This window comes from Luteibacter jiangsuensis, from assembly GCF_030812295.1.
Taxonomy (GTDB): Bacteria; Pseudomonadota; Gammaproteobacteria; order Xanthomonadales; family Rhodanobacteraceae; genus Luteibacter; species Luteibacter jiangsuensis_A.
The window spans coordinates 925044-945123 of the sequence record NZ_JAUSSK010000002.1 but is presented as its reverse complement, the minus strand read 5'-3'; the positions used below and the strand labels follow the sequence as shown (position 1 = coordinate 945123).

The 20080-nt window shown below is 66.4% G+C and carries 21 protein-coding genes; 15 read left to right on the top strand and 6 right to left on the bottom strand.

From position 1 onward, the window contains the following. Nucleotides 1-97 precede the first annotated feature (97 nt). The 8 genes from J2T07_RS09490 (at nucleotide 98) to J2T07_RS09455 (ending at nucleotide 8929) form a co-directional block, all read left to right on the top strand. Nucleotides 98-709 (top strand): 5-formyltetrahydrofolate cyclo-ligase, encoded by a 612-nt coding sequence (locus J2T07_RS09490; RefSeq protein WP_306849299.1) that lies wholly within the window; start codon nucleotides 98-100, stop codon nucleotides 707-709. Then, nucleotides 706-1164, top strand: coding sequence for an EVE domain-containing protein (locus tag J2T07_RS09485; RefSeq protein ID WP_306849298.1), 459 nt, complete (start codon nucleotides 706-708; stop codon nucleotides 1162-1164). The genes J2T07_RS09490 and J2T07_RS09485 overlap by 4 nt, the downstream gene beginning before the upstream one ends. After that, nucleotides 1161-1817, top strand: coding sequence for a ribose-5-phosphate isomerase RpiA (gene rpiA / locus J2T07_RS09480; protein WP_306849296.1), 657 nt, complete (start codon nucleotides 1161-1163; stop codon nucleotides 1815-1817). Before J2T07_RS09485 ends, rpiA begins: the two co-directional genes overlap by 4 nt. Nucleotides 1818-1915: 98 nt before the next feature. Then, nucleotides 1916-3382, top strand: coding sequence for a DNA recombination protein RmuC (locus J2T07_RS09475; protein WP_306849294.1), 1467 nt, complete (start codon nucleotides 1916-1918; stop codon nucleotides 3380-3382). A 197-nt stretch (nucleotides 3383-3579) separates the two neighbouring features. Further along, nucleotides 3580-4176 (top strand): GTP cyclohydrolase I FolE, encoded by a 597-nt coding sequence (folE, locus tag J2T07_RS09470; protein WP_306849292.1) that lies wholly within the window; start codon nucleotides 3580-3582, stop codon nucleotides 4174-4176. A gap of 2 nt (nucleotides 4177-4178) precedes the next feature. Then, a complete protein-coding gene (locus tag J2T07_RS09465) occupies nucleotides 4179-5489 on the top strand; it encodes a hypothetical protein (protein WP_306849290.1) in 1311 nt (436 codons plus the stop codon). Next, nucleotides 5482-6144: a hypothetical protein gene (locus tag J2T07_RS09460; RefSeq protein ID WP_306849288.1), complete on the top strand. Its 663-nt coding sequence runs from the start codon at nucleotides 5482-5484 to the stop codon at nucleotides 6142-6144. Before J2T07_RS09465 ends, J2T07_RS09460 begins: the two co-directional genes overlap by 8 nt. Then, entirely contained in the window at nucleotides 6137-8929 is a 2793-nt protein-coding gene (locus tag J2T07_RS09455; protein ID WP_306849286.1) for an AAA family ATPase, read from the top strand. Before J2T07_RS09460 ends, J2T07_RS09455 begins: the two co-directional genes overlap by 8 nt. Before the next feature lie 296 nt (nucleotides 8930-9225). On the opposite strand, the gene J2T07_RS09450 is transcribed toward J2T07_RS09455, so the two are convergent. Both J2T07_RS09450 and cysK read right to left on the bottom strand, forming a co-directional pair. Continuing rightward, nucleotides 9226-9606, bottom strand: coding sequence for a hypothetical protein (locus tag J2T07_RS09450; RefSeq protein ID WP_306849284.1), 381 nt, complete (start codon nucleotides 9604-9606; stop codon nucleotides 9226-9228). 105 nt (nucleotides 9607-9711) lie between these two features. Beyond that, nucleotides 9712-10668 (bottom strand): cysteine synthase A, encoded by a 957-nt coding sequence (gene cysK, locus J2T07_RS09445; protein WP_306849282.1) that lies wholly within the window; start codon nucleotides 10666-10668, stop codon nucleotides 9712-9714. Nucleotides 10669-10762: 94 nt separating this feature from the next. On the opposite strand from cysK, the gene J2T07_RS09440 reads away from it, so the two are divergent. The 4 genes from J2T07_RS09440 to J2T07_RS09425 all read left to right on the top strand — a co-directional run bounded on the left by J2T07_RS09440 (nucleotide 10763) and on the right by J2T07_RS09425 (nucleotide 15063). Further along, entirely contained in the window at nucleotides 10763-11107 is a 345-nt protein-coding gene (locus tag J2T07_RS09440; protein WP_306849280.1) for a hypothetical protein, read from the top strand. A gap of 77 nt (nucleotides 11108-11184) precedes the next feature. Next, nucleotides 11185-12369, top strand: a complete 1185-nt coding sequence (locus J2T07_RS09435) for a cation:proton antiporter (RefSeq protein ID WP_306849278.1) — start codon at nucleotides 11185-11187, stop codon at nucleotides 12367-12369. A gap of 11 nt (nucleotides 12370-12380) precedes the next feature. Further along, nucleotides 12381-13640 carry a TCR/Tet family MFS transporter gene (locus J2T07_RS09430; RefSeq protein WP_306849276.1) on the top strand — a complete coding sequence of 420 codons (1260 nt, stop codon included), beginning with the start codon at nucleotides 12381-12383 and terminating at the stop codon, nucleotides 13638-13640. A 58-nt stretch (nucleotides 13641-13698) separates the two neighbouring features. Further along, entirely contained in the window at nucleotides 13699-15063 is a 1365-nt protein-coding gene (locus J2T07_RS09425; protein ID WP_306849274.1) for a GGDEF domain-containing protein, read from the top strand. Between the two features lie 14 nt (nucleotides 15064-15077). Here J2T07_RS09425 and J2T07_RS09420 read toward each other — a convergent pair whose 3' ends face one another. Together J2T07_RS09420 and J2T07_RS09415 are read right to left on the bottom strand one after the other, a co-directional pair. Continuing rightward, nucleotides 15078-15782 carry a VIT1/CCC1 transporter family protein gene (locus tag J2T07_RS09420; RefSeq protein ID WP_306849272.1) on the bottom strand — a complete coding sequence of 235 codons (705 nt, stop codon included), beginning with the start codon at nucleotides 15780-15782 and terminating at the stop codon, nucleotides 15078-15080. Then, nucleotides 15779-16381, bottom strand: a complete 603-nt coding sequence (locus J2T07_RS09415; protein WP_306849270.1) for an FUSC family protein — start codon at nucleotides 16379-16381, stop codon at nucleotides 15779-15781. Before J2T07_RS09415 ends, J2T07_RS09420 begins: the two co-directional genes overlap by 4 nt. A 105-nt stretch (nucleotides 16382-16486) precedes the next feature. Between J2T07_RS09415 and J2T07_RS09410 the strand changes: the two genes are divergently transcribed. Next, nucleotides 16487-16993, top strand: coding sequence for a DUF1993 domain-containing protein (locus J2T07_RS09410; RefSeq protein WP_306849268.1), 507 nt, complete (start codon nucleotides 16487-16489; stop codon nucleotides 16991-16993). 53 nt (nucleotides 16994-17046) lie between these two features. Here J2T07_RS09410 and J2T07_RS09405 read toward each other — a convergent pair whose 3' ends face one another. Further along, nucleotides 17047-17808: an ABC transporter permease gene (locus tag J2T07_RS09405; RefSeq protein ID WP_306849266.1), complete on the bottom strand. Its 762-nt coding sequence runs from the start codon at nucleotides 17806-17808 to the stop codon at nucleotides 17047-17049. Next, nucleotides 17805-18761: an ABC transporter ATP-binding protein gene (locus tag J2T07_RS09400; protein WP_306849263.1), complete on the bottom strand. Its 957-nt coding sequence runs from the start codon at nucleotides 18759-18761 to the stop codon at nucleotides 17805-17807. Before J2T07_RS09400 ends, J2T07_RS09405 begins: the two co-directional genes overlap by 4 nt. Before the next feature lie 196 nt (nucleotides 18762-18957). Here J2T07_RS09400 and J2T07_RS09395 point away from each other — a divergent pair, with 196 nt between their 5' ends. Together J2T07_RS09395 and J2T07_RS09390 are read left to right on the top strand one after the other, a co-directional pair. Beyond that, nucleotides 18958-19449, top strand: a complete 492-nt coding sequence (locus tag J2T07_RS09395; protein WP_306849261.1) for a DUF1993 domain-containing protein — start codon at nucleotides 18958-18960, stop codon at nucleotides 19447-19449. A gap of 26 nt (nucleotides 19450-19475) precedes the next feature. Next, complete coding sequence (locus J2T07_RS09390) at nucleotides 19476-20060, top strand: DNA-3-methyladenine glycosylase I (RefSeq protein WP_306849259.1); 585 nt, start codon at nucleotides 19476-19478, stop codon at nucleotides 20058-20060. Nucleotides 20061-20080 lie beyond the last annotated feature (20 nt).

Genomic DNA, 20080 nt, shown 5'->3' with positions numbered 1-20080 from the left:
CCGGCCGGCCGGTTCCAGACCGGTCAGCGTCCCCTCCGCGGCACCGGAGGGGGCGGCTCGACGGCAACCTTGCCTGTGCCGTTCGGCTGAACGACCCATGTCAAAGCTACCCGAGAGACGTGAACTGCGAGCCGACCTCGTGCAGCGCCGCCGCCAGCTGAAGCCGGCGGAGCGTGTCGCCGCGGCACAGGGACTGCGCCAGTCCCTGGAGCAGTTGCCCGAATTCCTCACCGATGAACACGTGGCCGGCTACTGGGCCACGGGCGGCGAGCTGCCACTCAACCTCGCCATCGCTCCCATGGCCGAACGCGGCCAGACCTTCTACCTGCCCGTCGTCACCAAGTCGGGCGGCAAGCGCCGCCTCACGTTCGCCCCCTGGACCACCGGCGAGGACGTCGAGGCCAACGAAATGGGCATTCCCGAGCCGAAGGCCGCCGAACGCATCATCGAGGCGAGCAAGCTCGACCTCGTGCTGGTGCCGTTGCTGGGCTTCGACCGGGGCGGCAATCGCCTCGGCTTCGGCGGTGGCTATTACGACCGCAGCTTCGAGTTCCTCCGCGGACAGCCCCGTCCGGCACGGCCGTTGCTGGTCGGCGTCGGCTACGATTTCCAGGAACTGGATGCGATCGAGACCGCCGACTGGGATATCTCGCTCGACTACATCGCGACCGACAAGGAACTGATCGACTGCACGGGCGCCAAGGCATGAAATACTGGCTCATGAAGTCCGAGCCGGACGCCTTCTCGATCGACGACCTCAAGCGCAAAGGCATCGAACCCTGGGATGGCGTGCGCAACTACCAGGCGCGCAATTTCATGCGCGACGGCATGAAGGTCGGTGACAAGATCTTCTTTTACCATTCCAACACGGATGTCCCCGGCATCGTCGGCATCGCCACGGTGGCCTCGCCCGCCTATCCGGACGACAGCCAGTTCAACCCAAAGTCGAAGTACTACGACGAGAAGAGCACCCGCGAGGAACCGCGCTGGGTGCTGATCGACGTGAAGTTCGAGCGCAAGCTCGCACGCACGATCTCGCTGGAGGAACTGAAGGGATACGACGAACTCGTCGACATGCCGCTCGTGCGAAAGGGTAACCGCCTGTCGGTGATGCCCGTGGCCAAGGGCGATTGGGACTTCATCCTGAAACTGGAAAAGTCATGAGCCAGGACAACGAGAAACGCCTTGCCGCCGAAACCGCCGCCTTCCGCTTCGTCGGCGATGGCAGCTTCAAGGACGGGATCATCGGCGTGGGTACCGGCTCCACGGTGAATTTCTTCATCGACGAGCTCTCGCAGTACCGCGACCGCATCAAGGCCGCCGTATCCAGTTCGGAAGCCTCCAGCGCACGCCTGCGCAAGCTCGGCATCGACGTGATCGACCTCAACGCGGCCGGCCGGCTCGACCTCTACGTCGATGGCGCCGACGAATGCGACCCGCACAAGCGCCTGATCAAGGGCGGCGGCGCGGCACTCACCCGCGAGAAGATCGTGGCCGCCGCGTCGGACACCTTCGTCTGCATCGTCGACGCGAGCAAACTGGTCGACGTGCTGGGCAAGTTCCCGCTGCCGATCGAAGTGATCCCCATGGCGCGCAGCCACGTGGCACGCGAGATCGTCGCCCGTGGGGGCAACCCGGTGTGGCGCGACGGCGTGGTAACCGACAACGGCAACTGGATCATCGACGTGCACGGCTGGCGGATCGCCAATCCCGTGGAACTGGAAGCCGATCTCAACCAGATCGTCGGCGTGGTCACGGTGGGATTGTTCGCCAAGCGCCCGGCCGACGTGGTCGTTGTCGGCAATCGCATACTCTGAGACGCCCGCCTGCCAGTCTCTGACCACCCTTCCTGTGGGAGCCGCGTCAGCGGCGACGGCTTCGCCAGGAGCCACGAACACAGGTACCCTCTCGCTCCATGACGCTCGAAACCATCCTCCTGATCGCCCTGCTGGCCGTCGCGCTGGCATGCCTGGGCCTGCTGATCGTCCTGCTTTCCCGTGGCAGGCAGGACGATGGCACCACCCTGCGCCTTGACGCGCTGCGCGACGACAACCGCCGGCTGGAAACCGTCATCCGCGACGAACAGCGCGCGGGCCGCGGCGAACTCGGCGAGAGTTTCGGACAATTCCGCGGGCACGTGCAGGAACAACTGCAGATCGCGGCCGAACGCCAGCATGAGCGCATCGAGGGCTTCGGCCGCCGCCTGGACCAGCTCACCGAGCGCACGGACATCGGCCTGCAATCGCTGCGACAGGGATTGGCCGACGATTCGCGCAAGACCCGCGAGGAATCCGCGCTGACGTTGAAGCATTTCGGCGAGGTCCTCGACCAGCGTTTCGCCGCGCTCACCGCCGACAACGAAAAGCGCCTTGGCGATGTCCGCGCCACGCTGGAAACGCGGCTGGCCGCGATCCAACAAGACAATGCGGCCAAGCTCGAGCAGATGCGCGCCACCGTGGACGAGAAACTCCAGTCCACCCTGGAGACACGGCTGGGCCAGTCGTTCCAGCTGGTGTCGGAGCGGTTGGAGGCCGTGCAGCGCGGGCTCGGCGAAATGCAGGCACTCGCCGCCGGCGTGGGCGACCTGAAGCGCGTGCTGACCAACGTGAAAACCCGCGGCACGTTCGGCGAAGTGCAACTGGGTGCGTTGCTCGAACAGATCCTCGTGGCGGAACAGTACGCGTCCAACGTGGCCACGGTGCCGGGTTCGAGCGAACGTGTCGAGTACGCCATCCGCCTGCCCGGCACCGAGGAAGGCACGCCGGTCTGGCTGCCGATCGACGCGAAATATCCCGTGGAGGACTACCAGCGTCTGCTCGACGCGCAGGACGCGGCCGATGCCGAAGGCGCGCTGCTGGCCGGCAAGGCACTGGAACTGCGCGTGCGCGAAGAGGCCAAGCGCATTCGCAGCAAGTACATCGCGCCGCCACACACCACCGACTTCGCGATCCTCTTCCTGCCCACCGAAGGCCTCTACGCCGAGGTGATCCGCCGCCCCGGGCTTTCCGAGCAATTGCAGCGCGACTGCCGCGTCACCGTGGCCGGCCCCACGACGCTCACGGCCCTGCTCAACAGCCTGCAGATGGGCTTCCGGACACTGGCGATCGAAAAGCGCTCGTCCGAGGTATGGCACGTGCTGGCGGCGGTGAAGAACGAGTTCGGCAAGTTCGCCACGGTGCTGGAGAAGACCCGGAAGCAGCTGGACACGGTACGTAACAGCATCGACAGCGCCGGCATCCGCACCCGCGCCATCGAGCGCAAGCTGCGCGGGGTGGAATCGCTGGGCGCGGACGAGTCGCAAGTCCTGCTCGAACTGGCACCGGGCCTGGACGATACCGAGGCCGAGGGCGACGCCCCCCCCACCCCGCCCTCCGAAGACTGACAGCCCGATGGGAGCCGACCTTGTCGGCGATGGGTGCTTGCCTCGACCCTGAACCCTTGTGGGAGCCTGAACCCCTGTGGGAGCCGGCTATGCCGGCGATGGGTGCTTGCCTCGACCTGGCCCGCTGCCGCGGGATCGCCGGCAGAGCCGGCTCCCACTACAATGACCCCTTTGCTTCCACCAAGGAATCCGTCCCGATGAGCGACGACGCCAAGTCCCGCCTGGTCAGCCGTGAACAGGCCGAGGAGGCCGTGCGCACGCTGTTGTTGTGGGCAGGCGAGGACCCGAACCGCGAAGGCCTGCTCGATACGCCCAAGCGCGTGGTCAAGGCCTACTCGGACTGGTTCAAGGGTTACGACGAAGACCCGGCCGACTACCTGCGCCGGACCTTCGAGGAAGTGGCCGGGTACGACGAGATGATCGTCCTGCGCGACATCGAGTTCGAAAGCCACTGCGAGCACCACATGGCCCCGATCATCGGCCGCGCGCACGTGGGCTATGTTCCCACCGATCGCGTCGTCGGCATCAGCAAGCTCGCCCGCGTGGTCGACGGTTTCGCCCGTCGTTTCCAGGTGCAGGAAAAGCTCACCGCACAGATCGCGCACTGTATCGAAGACACCCTGCGCCCGCGCGGTGTCGGCGTGGTGATCGACGCCAGCCACGAATGCATGACTACCCGTGGCGTGCACAAACGCGGCGTGTCGATGATCACCAGCCAGATGCTCGGCAGCTTCCGCGAAGATCCCCGCACGCGGGGCGAGTTCCTCCGCTTCGTCGGCGTCGACCGTCGCTGACATTGAGCGGTCCGGCCGACACCACCGTCCACGACGAACGCCTGCAGGATCTTTTCCGCGACGGCGTCGTCGCCGAGGACCTGCCTTCCGTCTTCCCGCTGCTGCGGGGACGCGGCCTGCTGCGTACCTTTTCCGCCCTGTTCCACGGCAGCGAGGCGCAAGTGCTGCTGCGTCTGCTGGTGTTGCGCACGCTGGGCGGCCGCTCGCACGCGACGGAATGGACGCCGCAGGAGATCCGTGACCACCTGGCTTTCGTCGACCCGGTGAAACTCGAGACGGTGGTCCAGCGGCTCAAGGACCACGACCTGCTGGTCTACGACAACGAGACCCTGCGCTACCGTGTGGGCCCGTTGGGCCGCAAGGCGCTCGGCGCGCTTGCGGCGATGCTCGAGTTCGAGAACGACGACGACGACGGACTCGGCTACCTCACGGCGCAACTCGCCGCGGGCCAGGCGATGGGACGCGTGTCGGTCGATGAACTCGGCCACCTGCTCTCGCGCCTGACCGAGCTGAAAGAGGATTTCGACCGCGCGGTGCTGTCCGGGTCCGAACACCGTATCCGTCACGCCGCCGAACGCCTCGATTCGGTCTGGACATGGGTGGAGAAGGGTACCGAGGTGGTCGCCGGGATCACGGAGAAGGACGACCTGGAGCCGGCGGCGCACCGCCTGGCCCAGGCCGTCGGCCGTGCGCAGAGCGCCCTGCTCCGCCAGGCCGGCACGTTCCAGCGCGAACTCAACAAGATCGACCAGCACCGCGTGCACCTGGGCCGTACCGGCCTGTCCTCGTCGGACCTGGTCGGCTGGCTGCGCGCGCAGGACATCGACACGCTGGCCGCCTTCGAGGACGGCCAGCTCCTGCTGCCCTTGCCCGCCCCCTTCATCCATGACCAGATCGCGCTCGATGTCGCCGAGTTCGAGCTACTCGAACGCGAACGGCTCGCCGCCGAGAGCACCGCGCTGCCGGGTGCGGAAGAACCGCCCGAGACCGCCGACCTGCCGATGGACGAGGAAGACCTGCGCTTCCTCGACGACTGGCACGCGGAACTGGCGGCGATCGCCGAACCCCGCGAACTCGAGGCCACACTGATCGGCGACGACTACGCCCTCTCCGCCTATCGCCTTTCCTTGCTTGGCCTGCTGGGCGACCCCGAGTCGACGGCGCTGGAAGGCGGCACCGCCGACCTCGCGCGCCTGCCGCTCGCGCTGGAAGTCGAGGCGCGCCTGATCGAGACCGACCTGCCCCAGATCGCGCTGGTCAGCGCCGGACGCCTGCGTCCGCGCGATGCCGCGAAGGACACCACCGATGCATGACGATACCGCCAGCCTGATCACCCGGCTGCTCGCCCAGCGCTGGCTGCCGCGCGAGGACACCCAAGCGCGCAAGGCGTTGCTCGACGAAGGCTTCCGCGAGGAACTCGACCGCCGCCTCGATGCGGTCGGCCTCGAGCTGCGCGAACATCCCTATGCCGCCTACATCGGCCTCGCCGTGGCGCGAAAGAGCGAGCGTGCCGTCTTCGGCGGCAGCGACAGCTGGATATCGAACACCTTGCAACTCGACCGCGACGGCGTGGCCCTGCTGGTCGTCATCTGGGCGCTGATCGTGCTGCCCAAGCGGCAGCGTCAGGTCGAACGCCAGGATGCGGAAGCGGCCGCCTCGCAAAGCCAGATGTTCGCCGAGGACAAACCCATACCGCGCGATCCGGTCATCTCGCCGGTGATCGCCGAACGCACCTTGCTGGCCGACTTCGGCGACAAGCTCGGTGGCAAGACGCGGGTGGGTTTCAACCTCGGCACGCTGAACCGCCTCGGCTTCATCGTGCGCCGCAAGGGTGAGGTCGCCGAAGGCCCCCTGCTCGACCTCGCCTTCGACTACGAACGCACGGCACGCCGAATCCTCGATGGCGCGCTCGGCGACCTGCTCGCGGATGCCGCTTCGCGCCCCGCCGTGGAGAACAACGATGTTTGATTTCCGCAGCCTCGAAGTGGTGCATTGGGACTACTGGCAGCGTTTCAGCCTGCCGCTCGATACCAACATCGTGACCGTGGTCGGTCCCAATGGCTCCGGCAAGACGACCTTGCTCGATGCCTTGCGCACCCTGCTCACCATCGACTGCGCCGGCAACCGCGACTACAAGAGCTACTTGCGCCACAACGGCAAGCCTTTCGCGTGGCTGCGCGCGCGAGTGGGCAACACGCCCGGCCCGAGCGGCGAGCGCCCCTTCTTTCCGCTGATGGACCGCGAGGTGACCCTCGCCTGCCGCATCCAGAAGAAAGGAGGCGAATGGACGCGCCAGTACGCCGTGCTCGGTGGCGACGTCAGCGTGGAAGAGATCGAAGCGCGTGGCGACTTCCTGGGCCTGCGCGAATACCGCGTGCGCCTGGAAGGCGCCGGGCTGTCGCAGGCGATCCGCCGCGTGCTCACGCTGGAGCAAGGCGCGACGGACAAGCTCTGCCAATTGCCTCCCAAGGCGTTGCTCGACCTCGTCTTCGACGTGTTCGGCGACAAGGCCGTGCTCGACGACTACCAGCGCGCGCGCAACGAGCAGGCCGAGGCCGATCGCGAGCAGCATGGGCTGGAGCACCAGCTCTCGCTCATCGGCGTGAGCCTGCAGGAAGCCGAGGCGCGGGCACGGTCGTACCAGGAATGGAACGCGCTGAAGAGCGAACGTGTCGAACTCGTCGCCGACATCCTGCCGCGCACGGAATTGGCCGAGCTGAGCGCAGGCATTCGCGGCGCGCGTCCACAACTCACCGGCGTGAAACGCCGCGTCGCGGAACTCGAGCGGCGTGACGTGGAACTGACCCGCCAGCTGGACGAACTCGACGCCACTGGTGAAGCGTTGCGCGCGGAGCAGCACGAGGCCGACCTCGCACGTCAGCAGACCCAGAAGAGCCTCGACGCCGCACGCGCCGAACTCGCCCAGAACGACCTGCTGATCAAGCAGGAGACGCGGCTGCGCGAAATGGTCGCCGCTCAAGGCGGCGCCGATCACGAACGACTCGCCGACGTCGCCCGCGATGCGCGGGCCCGGGCGAACGCGTTGCAAGCGGAGGAGACCCGTTTGCGCCAGGACCTGACGACCCTGACGACGCAGCTCTCCGCCTGGCGTAGCGGCAGGCGTTACACGCCGGATTTCGAAGCGTCGTTCCGCCGCGCGCTCGACGAGGCCGGCATCCGTCACAGCATGCTCAGCGAGATTGTCGAGATCGTCGAACCCCGCTGGCAACCGGCCGTGGAGGCCGTGCTCGCGGGCTATCGCCATGTCGTGCTGCTGGACGATCCACGCGATCGCGAGAAGGCATGGGAGCTGGGCGAGCAACATCGCTACAAGCATTTCGTCGTCGCGGACCGTGCACCGGCGAGCGCGGCCACGCGCGGTTCGTTGCTGGAGGTGGTCGAGTTCTCGGCCGCGGCGCCCGACTGGCTCTTGCGCAATCTCGATCGCATCCGCCGCGTGGACGATGTCGCGGACGGGGCACGCGCCGGCAAGGATCAGGACTGGATCACGCCGCAGGGCTATTTCCGCGAACGCCGCGGCGGGCGTCATCTCGGTGTCGAGGACATGTACTTCGGCGCCGGCGCGCGCGAACGCCAGCTACGAGACGGCGAGGCCAGGCTGCGCGACATCGAGGGCCGCCTGCGCGACATCGCCATCGAACGCAAGGACACCCTCGCGCGGGCCAGCGATGCGGAAGCCGTGTTGCGTGGCGCCAGCGCCAGCAGCCAGCTCGCCGACCGCGCCGACGAATTCGCCGAGGCACGCGAGCAACAGGCACGCCTGCGCGAAGACGTGCAGCGCACCGCCGACAGCCATGCCGCGGCTGAAAACCATTACGAGGCGGTGCGCGAGAAGCGGCTGAAGACATCCAACGCGCGCGACAACGCGGCGCGCGAGCAGCGTTCCATCCAGAACCAGCTCGCCGACACTGTGCGCCAGCATCATCAACTGCGTGGTGAGCAAATCGACCGGCTCAAGGCATTCCGGGTGAAGCGCGCCCACGTCGCCCTCACCCATCGCACGCGCGGCGCCATGGTGGCGCTCCGCGAACGCTACGAATCACCCTCCGCCGTGCGCCGGGAAATCGACCGCATCGAACGCCGCCTCGAGGAAGGCCATTGGGAGCAGGACCCGAGCGTCCTCGCACTGCGCGAAAAGTTCGGGGCCGACCACGAAGGCCTGAAGCAGGACCTGGAAAAGCGCCGCGTACACCTCGAGCGCGCGTCGCGGATCACGCATGAGGCCCGTGGCGCATACATCCAGGTGCTGCGCAACACGGTCCGCCGCTACGCGAAGAACCTCAAGGTGCTGGCCGAACTGGCGGGTATCGGTGTGGATGTCGACCTGCCGGAGTTGAGCAACGACGACCTCGCCCTCGCCTCGGCTGCCTTGCAGGTGCGCTTCGAGTTCGACAAGAAGGGCTGGATCGGCATGGACGATGGCGAAGCCTCCGGCGGCCAGCAGGTCATGAAGTCGCTGTTGCTGCTGGTGGCGCTGATGCGCGACGAGGATCGCCCCGGCGGCTTCGTCTTCATCGACGAACCTTTCGCCCACCTCGACATCTTCAACATCGACAAGGTGGGTGCCTTCCTCAAGAGCACGCGTGCACAGTACATCCTGACCACACCGGCGACGCACAACGTCAATGTGTTCCAGCCATCGGAACTGACCCTGGTCACCAGCAAGCGCCGCCCAGGAGCAACATGGGCACAGCCGCTGGCGGTGCTGCGCAGGCGCTCGAACGCGGCATAAGCGTAGCGGGGCCAAGCCACGCGGGTGCCCCTAAGCCCTGGTGAAAACCCTAGCCCTGGTGGTAGCCCTGGCCTGGTGGGAGCCGACTTTGTCGGCGATCCCGCGGCAGCGGGCCAGCCTGAGGCAAGCACCCAATCGCCGACAAGTCGGCTCCCACAACAGCAGGCCAGGGTTGAGGCAAGCACCCATCGCCGACAGGGTCGGCTCCCACCAAGTCGGCTCCCACCAAGTCGGCTCCCACCAGAGCGGCTCCGACCAAGGCGGCTCCTACCGTGGCATTCCTACACGTAGCGGGTCTAATACAACCCCGTCTCACCCGGAATGGGGTTGTCCTCCCCCGATCCATCCAGCGCGTCGCCGCTGCTGTTCGTCGGCCGCTGCCGCGTCGGATCATGTTCGTCGTGCTCGTCATGCAGGCGCGCATGACGCCGTGCCAGCAGGTACGCGGTCGCCAGCGCGCCGAGGCTGGCGCCGATGGCGATGCTCAACCCCATGTTGCGGCGGACACCGCGTCCGGCGACCCCCACGGCCTTGCTCGCCAGGGCGCCGGCCTGCCCCGCGTATTCGCGCGCGGCGTCCCATCCTTCGCGGGGATGGTGGTCGGTGACGGCGCCCGCGACACGGCGCGCACGTCCAAGGGCTTCTTCGCCGATGCTCTTGCTGCGGAACAGGGTCATGGTGGAATCCTCCTTTCGAAGGATCTACCGTGACGCGTCAGGCGTGACGGAAACGCAGTGCGTTTGTAAGCCGCCGATGATGGTTCACCGGCGGCATCACGGCTGTCACGGCAGGCTGTTCAGCCATGCGTCGTCGGACCCTTCCTCGACACCTTCGAACAGGAAGGTGGAAAGGTAACGCTCGCCCGTGTCCGGCAGCATGGCGAGGATGACGCTTCCCTCATCCGCGCCTTCGGCGTACTTCAAGGCCGCCGCCACGGTAGCGCCGGCGGACACGCCGACGAAGATGCCCTCCTCCTGGGCGAGCCGCCGCGCGGTATCGCGCGCCAGCACCTCGTCCACGGGCAGGTTCACGTCGAAGATCTTCCGGTTGAGCACCTCGGGCACGAAGTCCGGTGTCCAGCCCTGGATCTTGTGCGGCGACCACGGCTTGTCGGCAAGCAGTGGCGCGGCGGCGGGCTCCGAGACGACGATCTTCACCTCGGGACGAGCCAGCTTCAGCATCTCGCCCACGCCCGTGAGCGTGCCGCCCGTACCCCAACCGGTGACGAAGGCATCCAGCCGGCGGCCGGCGAAATCCTGAAGGATCTCCGCTGCCGTCGTGTTGCGGTGGTAGGCCGGGTTGGCGGGGTTCTGGAACTGCCGCGGCAGGAACCAGCCGTGCTTCGCGGCCAGTTCCTCCGCACGCTTCACCATGCCGCTGCCGCGTTCGGCGGCGGGCGTAAGAATCACCTTGGCGCCGTAGGCGCGCATCAGTTTCCGGCGCTCCACCGAAAAGCTGTCCGCCATCGTCGCAACGAACTTGTAACCCTTGGCCGCGCAGACCATCGCCAGCGCGACACCCGTGTTGCCGGAGGTCGCCTCGACCACGGTGTCGCCCGGCTTCAGCAGCCCCTTCCGCTCGGCGTCGAGGATCACGGCGATGGCGAGGCGATCCTTCACCGACCCGCCCGGGTTGAACGATTCCACCTTCGCGTAGAGGGTCACGTGGGGCGGGGCCAGCCGATGCAGGCGCACGATGGGCGTGCGGCCGATGGTGTCCAGAATGCTGTCGTGGATCATGGGCGTATCCCTTGGCGAAAGGTGCAAGGGCTCAAAGGTACTCCCGTTTCCCACGGGGCGACAAACGGCTGGGGATCGAGCAGACTGCCGGCCCATGAATCGACGTCCATACGGCTTGCTGGCCACCCTGCTCCTGATCGCCCCGGCATTCGGCCAGGATTTCCCGCGAACACCCGTGGAATACCTTCGCCGTATGGACGGCAATGGCGATGACAGGATCGACGAGGCGGAATATGTCCGTTACATGAGCCAGGGCTTCCTGCGCATGGACGTCAACGGCGACGGGGTGCTCGACGCCAACGATGGTCCGATGCGTCCTGGTGCGAGACCGGTGCGCCTGGACGAGTTCCAGCGCAACCTGATCCACCAGTTCCACAAGCTGGATCGGAATGGGGATGGGGTGCTGAACGCGAAGGAGCTTTCGCAGCCGCCGCGATAGTTGGAGAGCATCGCCGACAGGGTCGGCTCCCTCCGGGGTCGACTTCCGCTACCCTCTGGCGAGCCTGGGGAGGGTGAATGAATACGACCGAATTGTTCCTGATCGCGATGACGATCATTCTTGGCGTGCCGTATCTGGTCTGGCGCGTCTTCCGGACCGACTATTGGGCTCCGCTCGTGGTGGTGCAGATCATCACCGGAATCCTGTTGGGGCCGGGGGTTCTCGGCAAGATTTTCCCGGATTATTACGGCACCGTGTTCGCCCCGCCGGTCATCGGTGCCCTGAACGGCATCGCCTGGTGGGCGGTGATGGTGTTCGTCTGGATCGCCGGGATCGAGCTGGACCTGCGCGAGGTCTGGAAGCAACGCCGCGAATGCGGTACCACGGCGGGGCTCGCGTTGGCGGGGCCACTTGTCGCGGGTTGCCTCGCCGCGCTGGCGATGCTGGCGTGGCGAGACGGGTGGATAGGCGAAGCGGCGGCCACCTGGCAGTTCGTGCTGGGCGTGGGCATGGCCTGCGCGGTGACCGCCCTGCCCATCCTCATCCTGCTCCTAGAGAAGCTGGACATCCTGCGCCGGCAGCTCGGCATGCGCGTGCTGCGTTACGCCAGCCTCGACGACCTCGCGATATGGGGCGTGCTCGCGATCATCCTGCTCGACTGGAAGCGCGTAGGACACCAGGCGGCGTTCCTCGCCGGCTTCGCCGTGGCGGCCTGGCTGTTCCGCCAGCTGATGGCGCGACTGCAGGAAAGCGACCGGTGGTATGTCGGCCTGATATGGCTTGCCGCCTGCGGGTATGGCGCCGACTGGTGCGGCCTGCACTACATGGTCGGCGCTTTCCTCGCCGGCGCCGTCATCGATCGCGACTGGTTCACGCTCGACCACCTGGACAAGCTTCGCCATCACGTGTTGCTGGTCGTGATGCCGGTGTTCTTTCTCTCCACCGGCCTTCGCACGAACTGGTCGGTCGGCGGCACGGCGGTGTTCGTCGCCGCGGCATTGCTGCTTGTGGCATCCGTGGCGGGCAAGCTCGCCGGTGTGGGGTTGGCGGGCAAGCTGCTCGGCTGGGCGCGGGGCGACGCATGGACGATCGGCTGGCTGTTGCAGACCAAGGCGCTGATCATGATCATCTTCGTCAACATCCTGCTCGATCGCCACGTGATCACCAGCGAGACGTTCACCGCGCTTCTGTTGATGGCGGTGGCGAGCACGATGCTGACGGTGCCGATCGTGGCGCCGCGGCTGAAGCGACTCCTGGACTGACCACGGACACCATGGAAACGAATACCCACACCCCTGTGCGGCGCGCCGCCGTGGTCTTCATCTTCATCACGGTGCTGATCGACATCCTGGCGTTCGGCATCATCATTCCGGTGTTGCCACACCTGATCGAGCAGATGACCGGCAACACCGTGTCGAACGCTGCATGGTGGGTGGGTGTATTCGGTACCGTATTCGCCATCGTGCAGTTCATCGCCTCGCCGATCCAAGGTGCCCTGTCCGACCGGTTCGGGCGGCGGCCAGTGGTGTTGCTGTCGAACCTCGGCCTGGGGCTGGACTTCGTCTTCATGGCCGTCGCGCCTTCGCTATGGCTGCTCTTCGTCGGACGCATCATCTCCGGTGTCACCGCGGCGAGCTTCACCACCGCCAACGCCTATATCGCGGACGTGACCCCGCCGGAAAAACGCGCGGCCGCGTTCGGCATGCTCGGCGGCGCCTTCGGCATCGGCTTCATCGTCGGTCCGGCGCTGGGCGGTTTCCTCGGCGGGATCGACCTGCGCCTGCCGTTCTGGGTGGCGGCGGGGTTGGCACTGACCAATTTCCTGTATGGCTTCTTCATCCTTCCCGAGTCGCTGCCTCCGGAGAAACGGGCGGCACGCTTCGAGCCGCGTACGGCCCATCCGTTCGGCGCGCTGAAGATGCTGCGCCGCCACCGCGAGGTGTTCGGTCTTTCCATCGTGATGTTCCTGTTCTATCTCGCCCACTACGTGTTGCAGACGGTGTTCGTCCTCTACGCGGACTATCGCTATGGATGGGGACCGCAACAGGTGGGTTATGTCCTGGCCTTGGTCGGTGCCTGCGACGGCACGGTGCAGGCCTTCCTCACCGGACGCCTCGCTGCCCGCTTTGGCGAACGGCGTGTCCTGCTCGCCGGCATGGCCTTCGGCACGGCATCGTTCGCCGTGATGGGCTTGGCCCCCGTGGGCTGGGCCTTCCTCGTCGGCATCCCGCTGATGTCGCTATGGGGCTTGGCCGGTCCACCCATCCAGTCGATCATGACCCGCCACGTGGCGCCGGACGAACAGGGACGCCTGCAGGGTGCCGTCACCAGCCTGGGCAGCTTCGCAGGAATTTTCGGTCCCTACCTGTTCGCCCAGATCTTCGCGTTCTGGATTTCGCCGGCACGCACCGTCCACCTGCCCGGCTTTCCCTTCCTCGTGGCTGCAGCCCTCGTGGCCTTCGGCATCGTGGTGGCGGCGCGGGCCACGCGGGACGAGCCGGAGCCCGCCCTGGCCGGGAAAAACGTGAGCTAATTCGCAAACTTCATCGTATTATGTGATCCAAATCGGCAAACAACGCGACGGTTGGGACGTGCGTTTGGACAACCAGCTCTGGGAAAGCAAGTATCACGAAGCCGTGGAGCGGTTGACCCGTGAAGAGGCGCAGTGGCGCACCGCGGAGTCCCTCCTGCGCCAGCTGGTCGGCTGCCTCGGCCGCGTCGCCCACGGCGCGCATGACCAGGTCGATCCACATATCGAGCGTCTGTCCGCCGCGTTGAGCGGCACCATGGAACCGTTGGCACTCGAACCGCTCGTCACCGAACTCGCCGAAGCGATCGAGGGCCTCGGTGCCCGTCCCCGTGGCGTGAACGACGAGCGGTCCATTCCCATCACGCGTCCGCAGCGCACCGAGCACGGCTCGTCCGTACAGTCGTCGCTGAGCCGCCTGGTCGACCGCATCGTCATCCTGCCGCGACTCGCCGACCGCGCCAACGACCTGCGCCACGATGTCGCCGACGCGGGCGACCTCGTGGCGCTGGCCGCCTGCGGCGACCGCCTGGCCGACCTCGTCAACGAACAGCGCATCGGTTTGCAGCGCGAGATCGACGCCTTGCAGGCCGTGCTCCGCCACGTCACCGGCCGTCTCGACGAGATGAGCCAGTACATGTCGCGGGAACTGGCCGATCAATCCACCGGCGAAGCGAACGGCCAAGCCCTGGATGCATCGGTGGCGCACGAGATGCGCCTGCTCGGCGAGGCCGCGCTCGAGATCGACGACATGCACGAGTTACGCGAGCGTGTGAATCAAAGCCTCGAGACCATCTCGCTTTGCTTCCGCGATTTCCGCGACCGCGAGGGCATCCGGCTCACGGCGTATCGTGAGCGCGCGGAACGAATGCGCCTGCGCATCGAACAGCTCGAGACCGAACGCAACACCTTGCAGCGTTCCCTCGAACGCGAGCACGAGCTCGCGCAGACCGACACCATGATCGGGATGCCCAACCGCCTTGCCTACGAGAAGCGGATCGAGGCGGCCTATGAGAGCTGGCAGGCCACCATGCGGCCGCTGAGCGTCGCGGCCATCGACATCGACCACTTCAAGAGCATCAACGACACCTACGGCCATACCGCGGGCGACGCGGTGCTTCGCATCATCGGTCAGGCGCTGCTGAAGCACATACGCCCATGCGACTTCGTCGCCCGCTATGGCGGCGAGGAATTCATCGTGATCTTCGATGGCGCCGACGAAGCGGAATCGCTGCAGGTGTGCGAGCGGCTGCGGGGCAAGATCCAGCACCTCGCCTTCCATGCAAGCCGGCAGCCCGTTCGCGTGACCGCATCGATCGGGTTGACCCAGTTCCGACCGGGCGATACGCCACAGTCGGTGTTCGACCGCGCAGACCTCGCGCTGTATACGGCCAAGAACGGCGGCCGCAATCGCTGCGCCGTCGGCTGACGCCCCGGCAAGGCTCAGGCCGCCACGCCGAAGAGACGTCCCACCGACGCCGTCAGCGCCATCGCCGCCGCGCCCCAGAACACGACCCGGACCACGCCACGGGCGATGCCCGCACCGCCCGTCCAGGCCGAGACCCCGCCAAGGATCGCCAGGGCGACGAGGGACACGGCCACGGTCACCACGGTGACCGACTCATGGCCCGCTAACGCGGCGGCGACTATCGGCAGGAGGGCCCCGCTGGCGAAGCTCAAGGCCGACGCCGCGGCGGCCTGCAGCGGCCGCGCCGCCATGGTCACGGACAAGCCCAGTTCGTCCCGGGCATGCGCCTCGAGGGCGTCGTGCGCCATCAACTGCCCGGCCACGCGATCGGCCAGCTCCCGGTCCAGCCCGCGGCGAACGTAGATCTCGGTCAGTTCCTTGTGTTCGCCATCGGGATCGTCGCGCAACTCACGCGATTCCGTCGCCAGCTCGGCCTTCTCGCTGTCGGCCTGCGAGCGAACCGATACGTACTCGCCCGCCGCCATCGACATGGCCCCGGCGACCAGACCGGCCACGCCGGCGATCATGATGTCACCCGGCCCTGCCCGTCCCGCCGCCGCCACGCCCACCAGCAGGCTGGCCGTGGAGAGGATGCCGTCGTTGGCGCCGAGCACGGCGGCGCGCAACCAACCGATCCGGTCGAGCCGATGCCGCTCGCTGTGGCGCGTTCGTGGAATCATGATGCCTCCGTTTCCTGTTTGCGGTCCGCGTGTTCTTCGAGGCGCGATACCAGCCAGCCGATGACGAGCGCGCAGAGCGTGCCGAGGATGACTTCGCCCAAACGGTACAAGGGAACCTCCCACCGAGGCCCCTGGCTGGGAACCAGCAGCACGATCGCGGTAGTGATGCCGCCGATACGCGCGGCCGGGCCCGCGTTCGCCGTCCAGCAGGCCAGCGTCACCAGCCCCAGCGCCAGTCCGAACGAAAGCATGTCGCCGCTACCGCCGATCGACAGGCCCAGCAATCCCGCGATGCCGCCGAAGACCGTGCCCAGGCAGCGGTCCCGGCCTGCGCCACGGGTATCGCCGAAGTGTGGCTGGGTAACCGCCACGGCACTGATCGCGGCCCAGAAGGCCTGTTCGGTATGCAGCGCGCTTCCGATCGCGTAGGCGGCCAGGGCCGAAAGCACGGTCTTGAACGCCATGAATATCCCGGTACGGACCCGGCGGCCGAGTGGCAGCGAACGAAACAGTCCGTCAAGCGCCCGCTGCGCACGGCGCAGGCGAATCACCCGCAGGGTGGCGTCGGTACGGGAGGGATGCGTATCCGGTGGACTCATGTGCCCATCCTAACCCGCCGCCGCCGTCGACGCGCCGCCAACGACACCGCACAATACGCCGCCGCGGCCGGCTGGCCGACACCCACCCCAAGAGTTTACGAACCCATGCCCATCACGATGTACCAGACCTGCGTGCCCGTATTGGTCCGCGCCCTGTCCAACCTCTCCGGCGTGCTCGCCAAGGGCGCCGCGCACGCGGCCGAGCGCAACATCGCGCCCGAGGTGCTGCTCAACACGCGTATCACGCCGGACATGTTCCCGCTCATCCGCCAGGTGCAGATCGCAACGGACATGAGCAAGGGCGCCGCCTATCGCCTGGCCGGCGAAGAGCCGCCGAAGATGGAAGACAACGAGGCGACCTTCGATGACCTGCAGGCACGCATCGCGAAGGTGATCGGTATGCTGGAGTCGTTCAAGCCCGCGCAGTTCGAAGGCAGCGAGGACCGCGAGATCGTACTGAAGATGCGCAGCGGCGAGATGCGCATGAATGGGCAGGACTACCTGCTCAACTTCGTGCTGCCGAACGTCTATTTCCACACCACCACGGCCTACGCGATCCTGCGTGGCGTGGGCGTGGTGCTGGGCAAGGCCGATTTCCTCGGCAAGGCCTGAGGCCGCGGAAGCCACCGGGCTCCTTCGCAGGAGCCCGGTGGCTTCTTGCTCCGCTACGACTTCAGTTTCCAACCCGTGCGGAATATCCACCACACCACCGCAAGGCAGAGCAGCAGGAAGCCCACCGTCATGCCCGCGCTGACCACCACGTTCACATCCGCCTTGCCGTAGAAGCTCCAGCGAAACCCGTTGACGAGGTACACGACCGGGTTGAACAGCGTGATCTTCTGCCAGACCGGCGGCAGCATCGAGATCGAGTAGAAGCTGCCACCGAGGAAGGTCAATGGCGTGATCACCATCAACGGCACCACCTGCAGCTTCTGGAAGTCGTCGGCCCACAGGCCGATGATGAAACCGAACAGGCTGAAGGTCACGGCGGTGAGCAGCAGGAAGGCCACCATCCAGAACGGATGCAGGATCTCGTAGTCCACGAACAGCCGTGCGGTCACGAGGATGAGCAAGCCGAGAATGACCGACTTGGTCGCCGCCGCGCCGACGTAACCGAGCACCACTTCCACGTAAGACACAGGTGCGGAAAGCAGTTCGTAGATGGTGCCTGCCCACTTCGGCATATAGATGCCGAACGCGGCGTTGGAAATGCTCTCGTTGAGCAACGACAGCATGATCAGACCGGGGATGATGAAGGCACCGTAGCTCACACCACCCACCTCGCCCATGCGCGAGCCGATGGCGGCGCCGAAGACGACGAAGTAAAGCGACGTGGAAAGCACCGGCGAAGCGATGCTCTGCATCAGCGTGCGGAAGGTGCGGGCCATCTCGAAGCGGTAAATGGCGCGGATCGCGTAGACGTTCATGCGCGTGCCCTCACCAGGCTGACGAAGATGTCTTCGAGCGAACTCTCGCTCGAATGCAGGTCCTTGAAGTCGATGCCGAGCTCTCCGAGCTTGCGCAGCAACTCCGCGATGCCGGTGTCCCGGCCCTGGGTATCGAAGGTGTAGACGAGGCAACCACCATCGGCCGACAACTCCAGTGGCCAGTTCGCCAGGCCTTCCGGCACGGCCTGCAACGGTGTCTGCAATTGCAGCGACAGCTGCTTCTTGCCAAGCTTGCGCATCAGCGTGTGTTTTTCTTCCACCAGCACCAGTTCGCCACGGTTGATGACGCCGATGCGATCGGCCATCTCTTCCGCTTCCTCGATGTAGTGCGTGGTGAGGATGATGGTGACGCCCGATTCGCGCAGGCGATGGACCATCTGCCACATGTCATGACGCAATTCCACGTCCACGCCGGCCGTTGGTTCGTCGAGGAAGAGCACGCGCGGCTCGTGCGCCAACGCCTTGGCGATCAGCACGCGGCGTTTCATGCCGCCGGACAAGGTCATGATCTTCGAATCGCGCTTTTCCCACAGCGAAAGCTCGCGCAGGATCTTTTCCAGGTAGGCCGGATTCGCCGGCTTGCCGAAAAGGCCACGACTGAACTTCACCGTCGCCCACACCGTCTCGAAGGCATCGGTGGATAGTTCCTGCGGCACGAGGCCAATCAGCCCCCGCGATGCGCGGTAGTCACGGGCGATGTCGTGGCCGTCGACGGTCACGCTGCCCTCGCTGCCATTGACGATGCCGCAGACGATGCTGATCAACGTCGTCTTGCCTGCGCCGTTGGGGCCGAGCAGGGCGAAGATCTCACCCCGGCGAATTTCCAGGTCCACGCGCTTGAGCGCCTGGAACCCGGTCTTGTAGGTCTTGGAGAGGCCGCGTATCGCGACGATGGCGTCGGGCGCGGATGGGGTGGCATCGAGTGGCGGCATGGGGACCCGCGGGATCGGTGGGTAAGGCGGCCGATGGTAGACCCGAACGATCCTCGGTGCGAGGCTTGGTGGCAGGCCCGGCGTAAGGGTGCGAGGCGCCGTGCAAGGGTGCGAGGCCTGGTGGGGGTCGGGCTTGTCGAAACCTTGTGGCATCCCCACGTCGATCGGGGTCGCCCTCCTCAAGAGACACCACCGCATGAGCATCTCCACCTACGACGCCTCCGCTCCTGTCTTCGTCCGCGGCTTCCGCGTCCTCTCCGAGCTCCTCGCCAAGGCAGAGGCACACGGCGGCGATTCCCTGGTGGAAGCTCGGCTCGCCCCAGACATGCTGAATCTCGCTGGTCAGGTCCAGCGCGCCAGCGACACGGCGAAATTCGCCGTCGCGCGCCTTGGCGACGTACAGCCGCCGTCGTTCGAAGACAACGAGGCCACCATTGCCGACCTTCGCAAGCGCATCGACGCCACGGTGGCCTGGATTCAATCGGTGGACCGCGCAGCGCTGGAGGCCGGCGTCACGCGCGAGATCTCGCGCAAGTTCAAGGATACCGAGCACAGCTTCACCGGCGCGTCGTACCTGCTGACCTTCGCCATCCCCAACTTCTTCTTTCACGTGACCACCGCGTACGACATCCTCCGCCACAACGGTGTCAGCGTGGGCAAACTCGATTACCTGGGTTTCGGCGGGTAATCGATGGTGAATGCGCGAGCTGCCGCATGACGCTTCCTCTCGTACGCTGCCCCTGGGGCGACGCCGACGAGCTCATGCGCGGGTACCACGACCGCGAATGGGGCGTGCCCGAGCGTGACAGCCGCAAGCTCTGGGAGAAGCTGATTCTCGATGGCTTCCAGGCGGGACTGTCGTGGCGAACGATCCTCGCCCGCCGCGAAGGTTTCCGGCAGGCCTTCGATGGCTTCGATCCGGAGCGTGTCGCCGCCTATGGGCCGCGCGACCTCGAACGCCTGCTGGCCGATGCCGCCATCATCCGCTCCCGAAGCAAGATCGAGGCGGCGATTCGCAATGCCAGGGCCTATCTGGCGATGCACGACGCCGGCGACGATTTCGCCCGCTTCGCCTGGGATTTCGTCGACGGCGAACCCCTCGCCTGGGAAGGCCCGGTGCCGCCGAACAGCCCCCTGTCCGAGCAGGTATCCAAGGCTTTGCGGAACCGCGGGTTCACCTTCGTCGGACCCACCATCGTCTTTGCCTGGATGGAGGCCACCGGCCTGATCAACAGCCATGCCCCCGAATGCTTCCGGCGCGCGGAAGTGGCCCGGCAACCCCTGCCCGCCAAGGGTTAACGGGTTTTTTAGCCGATTCG

Bases quoted from the DNA above. Each gene is read 5' to 3' on its own strand.
- J2T07_RS09490 (WP_306849299.1), top strand. From the start codon at position 98: ATGTCAAAGCTACCCGAGAGACGTGAACTGCGAGCCGACCTCGTGCAG.
- J2T07_RS09485 (WP_306849298.1), top strand. From the start codon at position 706: ATGAAATACTGGCTCATGAAGTCCGAGCCGGACGCCTTCTCGATCGAC.
- rpiA (WP_306849296.1), top strand. From the start codon at position 1,161: ATGAGCCAGGACAACGAGAAACGCCTTGCCGCCGAAACCGCCGCCTTC.
- J2T07_RS09475 (WP_306849294.1), top strand. From the start codon at position 1,916: ATGACGCTCGAAACCATCCTCCTGATCGCCCTGCTGGCCGTCGCGCTG.
- folE (WP_306849292.1), top strand. From the start codon at position 3,580: ATGAGCGACGACGCCAAGTCCCGCCTGGTCAGCCGTGAACAGGCCGAG.
- J2T07_RS09460 (WP_306849288.1), top strand. From the start codon at position 5,482: ATGCATGACGATACCGCCAGCCTGATCACCCGGCTGCTCGCCCAGCGC.
- J2T07_RS09455 (WP_306849286.1), top strand. From the start codon at position 6,137: ATGTTTGATTTCCGCAGCCTCGAAGTGGTGCATTGGGACTACTGGCAG.
- J2T07_RS09450 (WP_306849284.1), bottom strand. From the start codon at position 9,606: ATGACCCTGTTCCGCAGCAAGAGCATCGGCGAAGAAGCCCTTGGACGT.
- cysK (WP_306849282.1), bottom strand. From the start codon at position 10,668: ATGATCCACGACAGCATTCTGGACACCATCGGCCGCACGCCCATCGTG.
- J2T07_RS09440 (WP_306849280.1), top strand. From the start codon at position 10,763: ATGAATCGACGTCCATACGGCTTGCTGGCCACCCTGCTCCTGATCGCC.
- J2T07_RS09435 (WP_306849278.1), top strand. From the start codon at position 11,185: ATGAATACGACCGAATTGTTCCTGATCGCGATGACGATCATTCTTGGC.
- J2T07_RS09430 (WP_306849276.1), top strand. From the start codon at position 12,381: ATGGAAACGAATACCCACACCCCTGTGCGGCGCGCCGCCGTGGTCTTC.
- J2T07_RS09420 (WP_306849272.1), bottom strand. From the start codon at position 15,782: ATGATTCCACGAACGCGCCACAGCGAGCGGCATCGGCTCGACCGGATC.
- J2T07_RS09415 (WP_306849270.1), bottom strand. From the start codon at position 16,381: ATGAGTCCACCGGATACGCATCCCTCCCGTACCGACGCCACCCTGCGG.
- J2T07_RS09410 (WP_306849268.1), top strand. From the start codon at position 16,487: ATGCCCATCACGATGTACCAGACCTGCGTGCCCGTATTGGTCCGCGCC.
- J2T07_RS09405 (WP_306849266.1), bottom strand. From the start codon at position 17,808: ATGAACGTCTACGCGATCCGCGCCATTTACCGCTTCGAGATGGCCCGC.
- J2T07_RS09400 (WP_306849263.1), bottom strand. From the start codon at position 18,761: ATGCCGCCACTCGATGCCACCCCATCCGCGCCCGACGCCATCGTCGCG.
- J2T07_RS09395 (WP_306849261.1), top strand. From the start codon at position 18,958: ATGAGCATCTCCACCTACGACGCCTCCGCTCCTGTCTTCGTCCGCGGC.
- J2T07_RS09390 (WP_306849259.1), top strand. From the start codon at position 19,476: ATGACGCTTCCTCTCGTACGCTGCCCCTGGGGCGACGCCGACGAGCTC.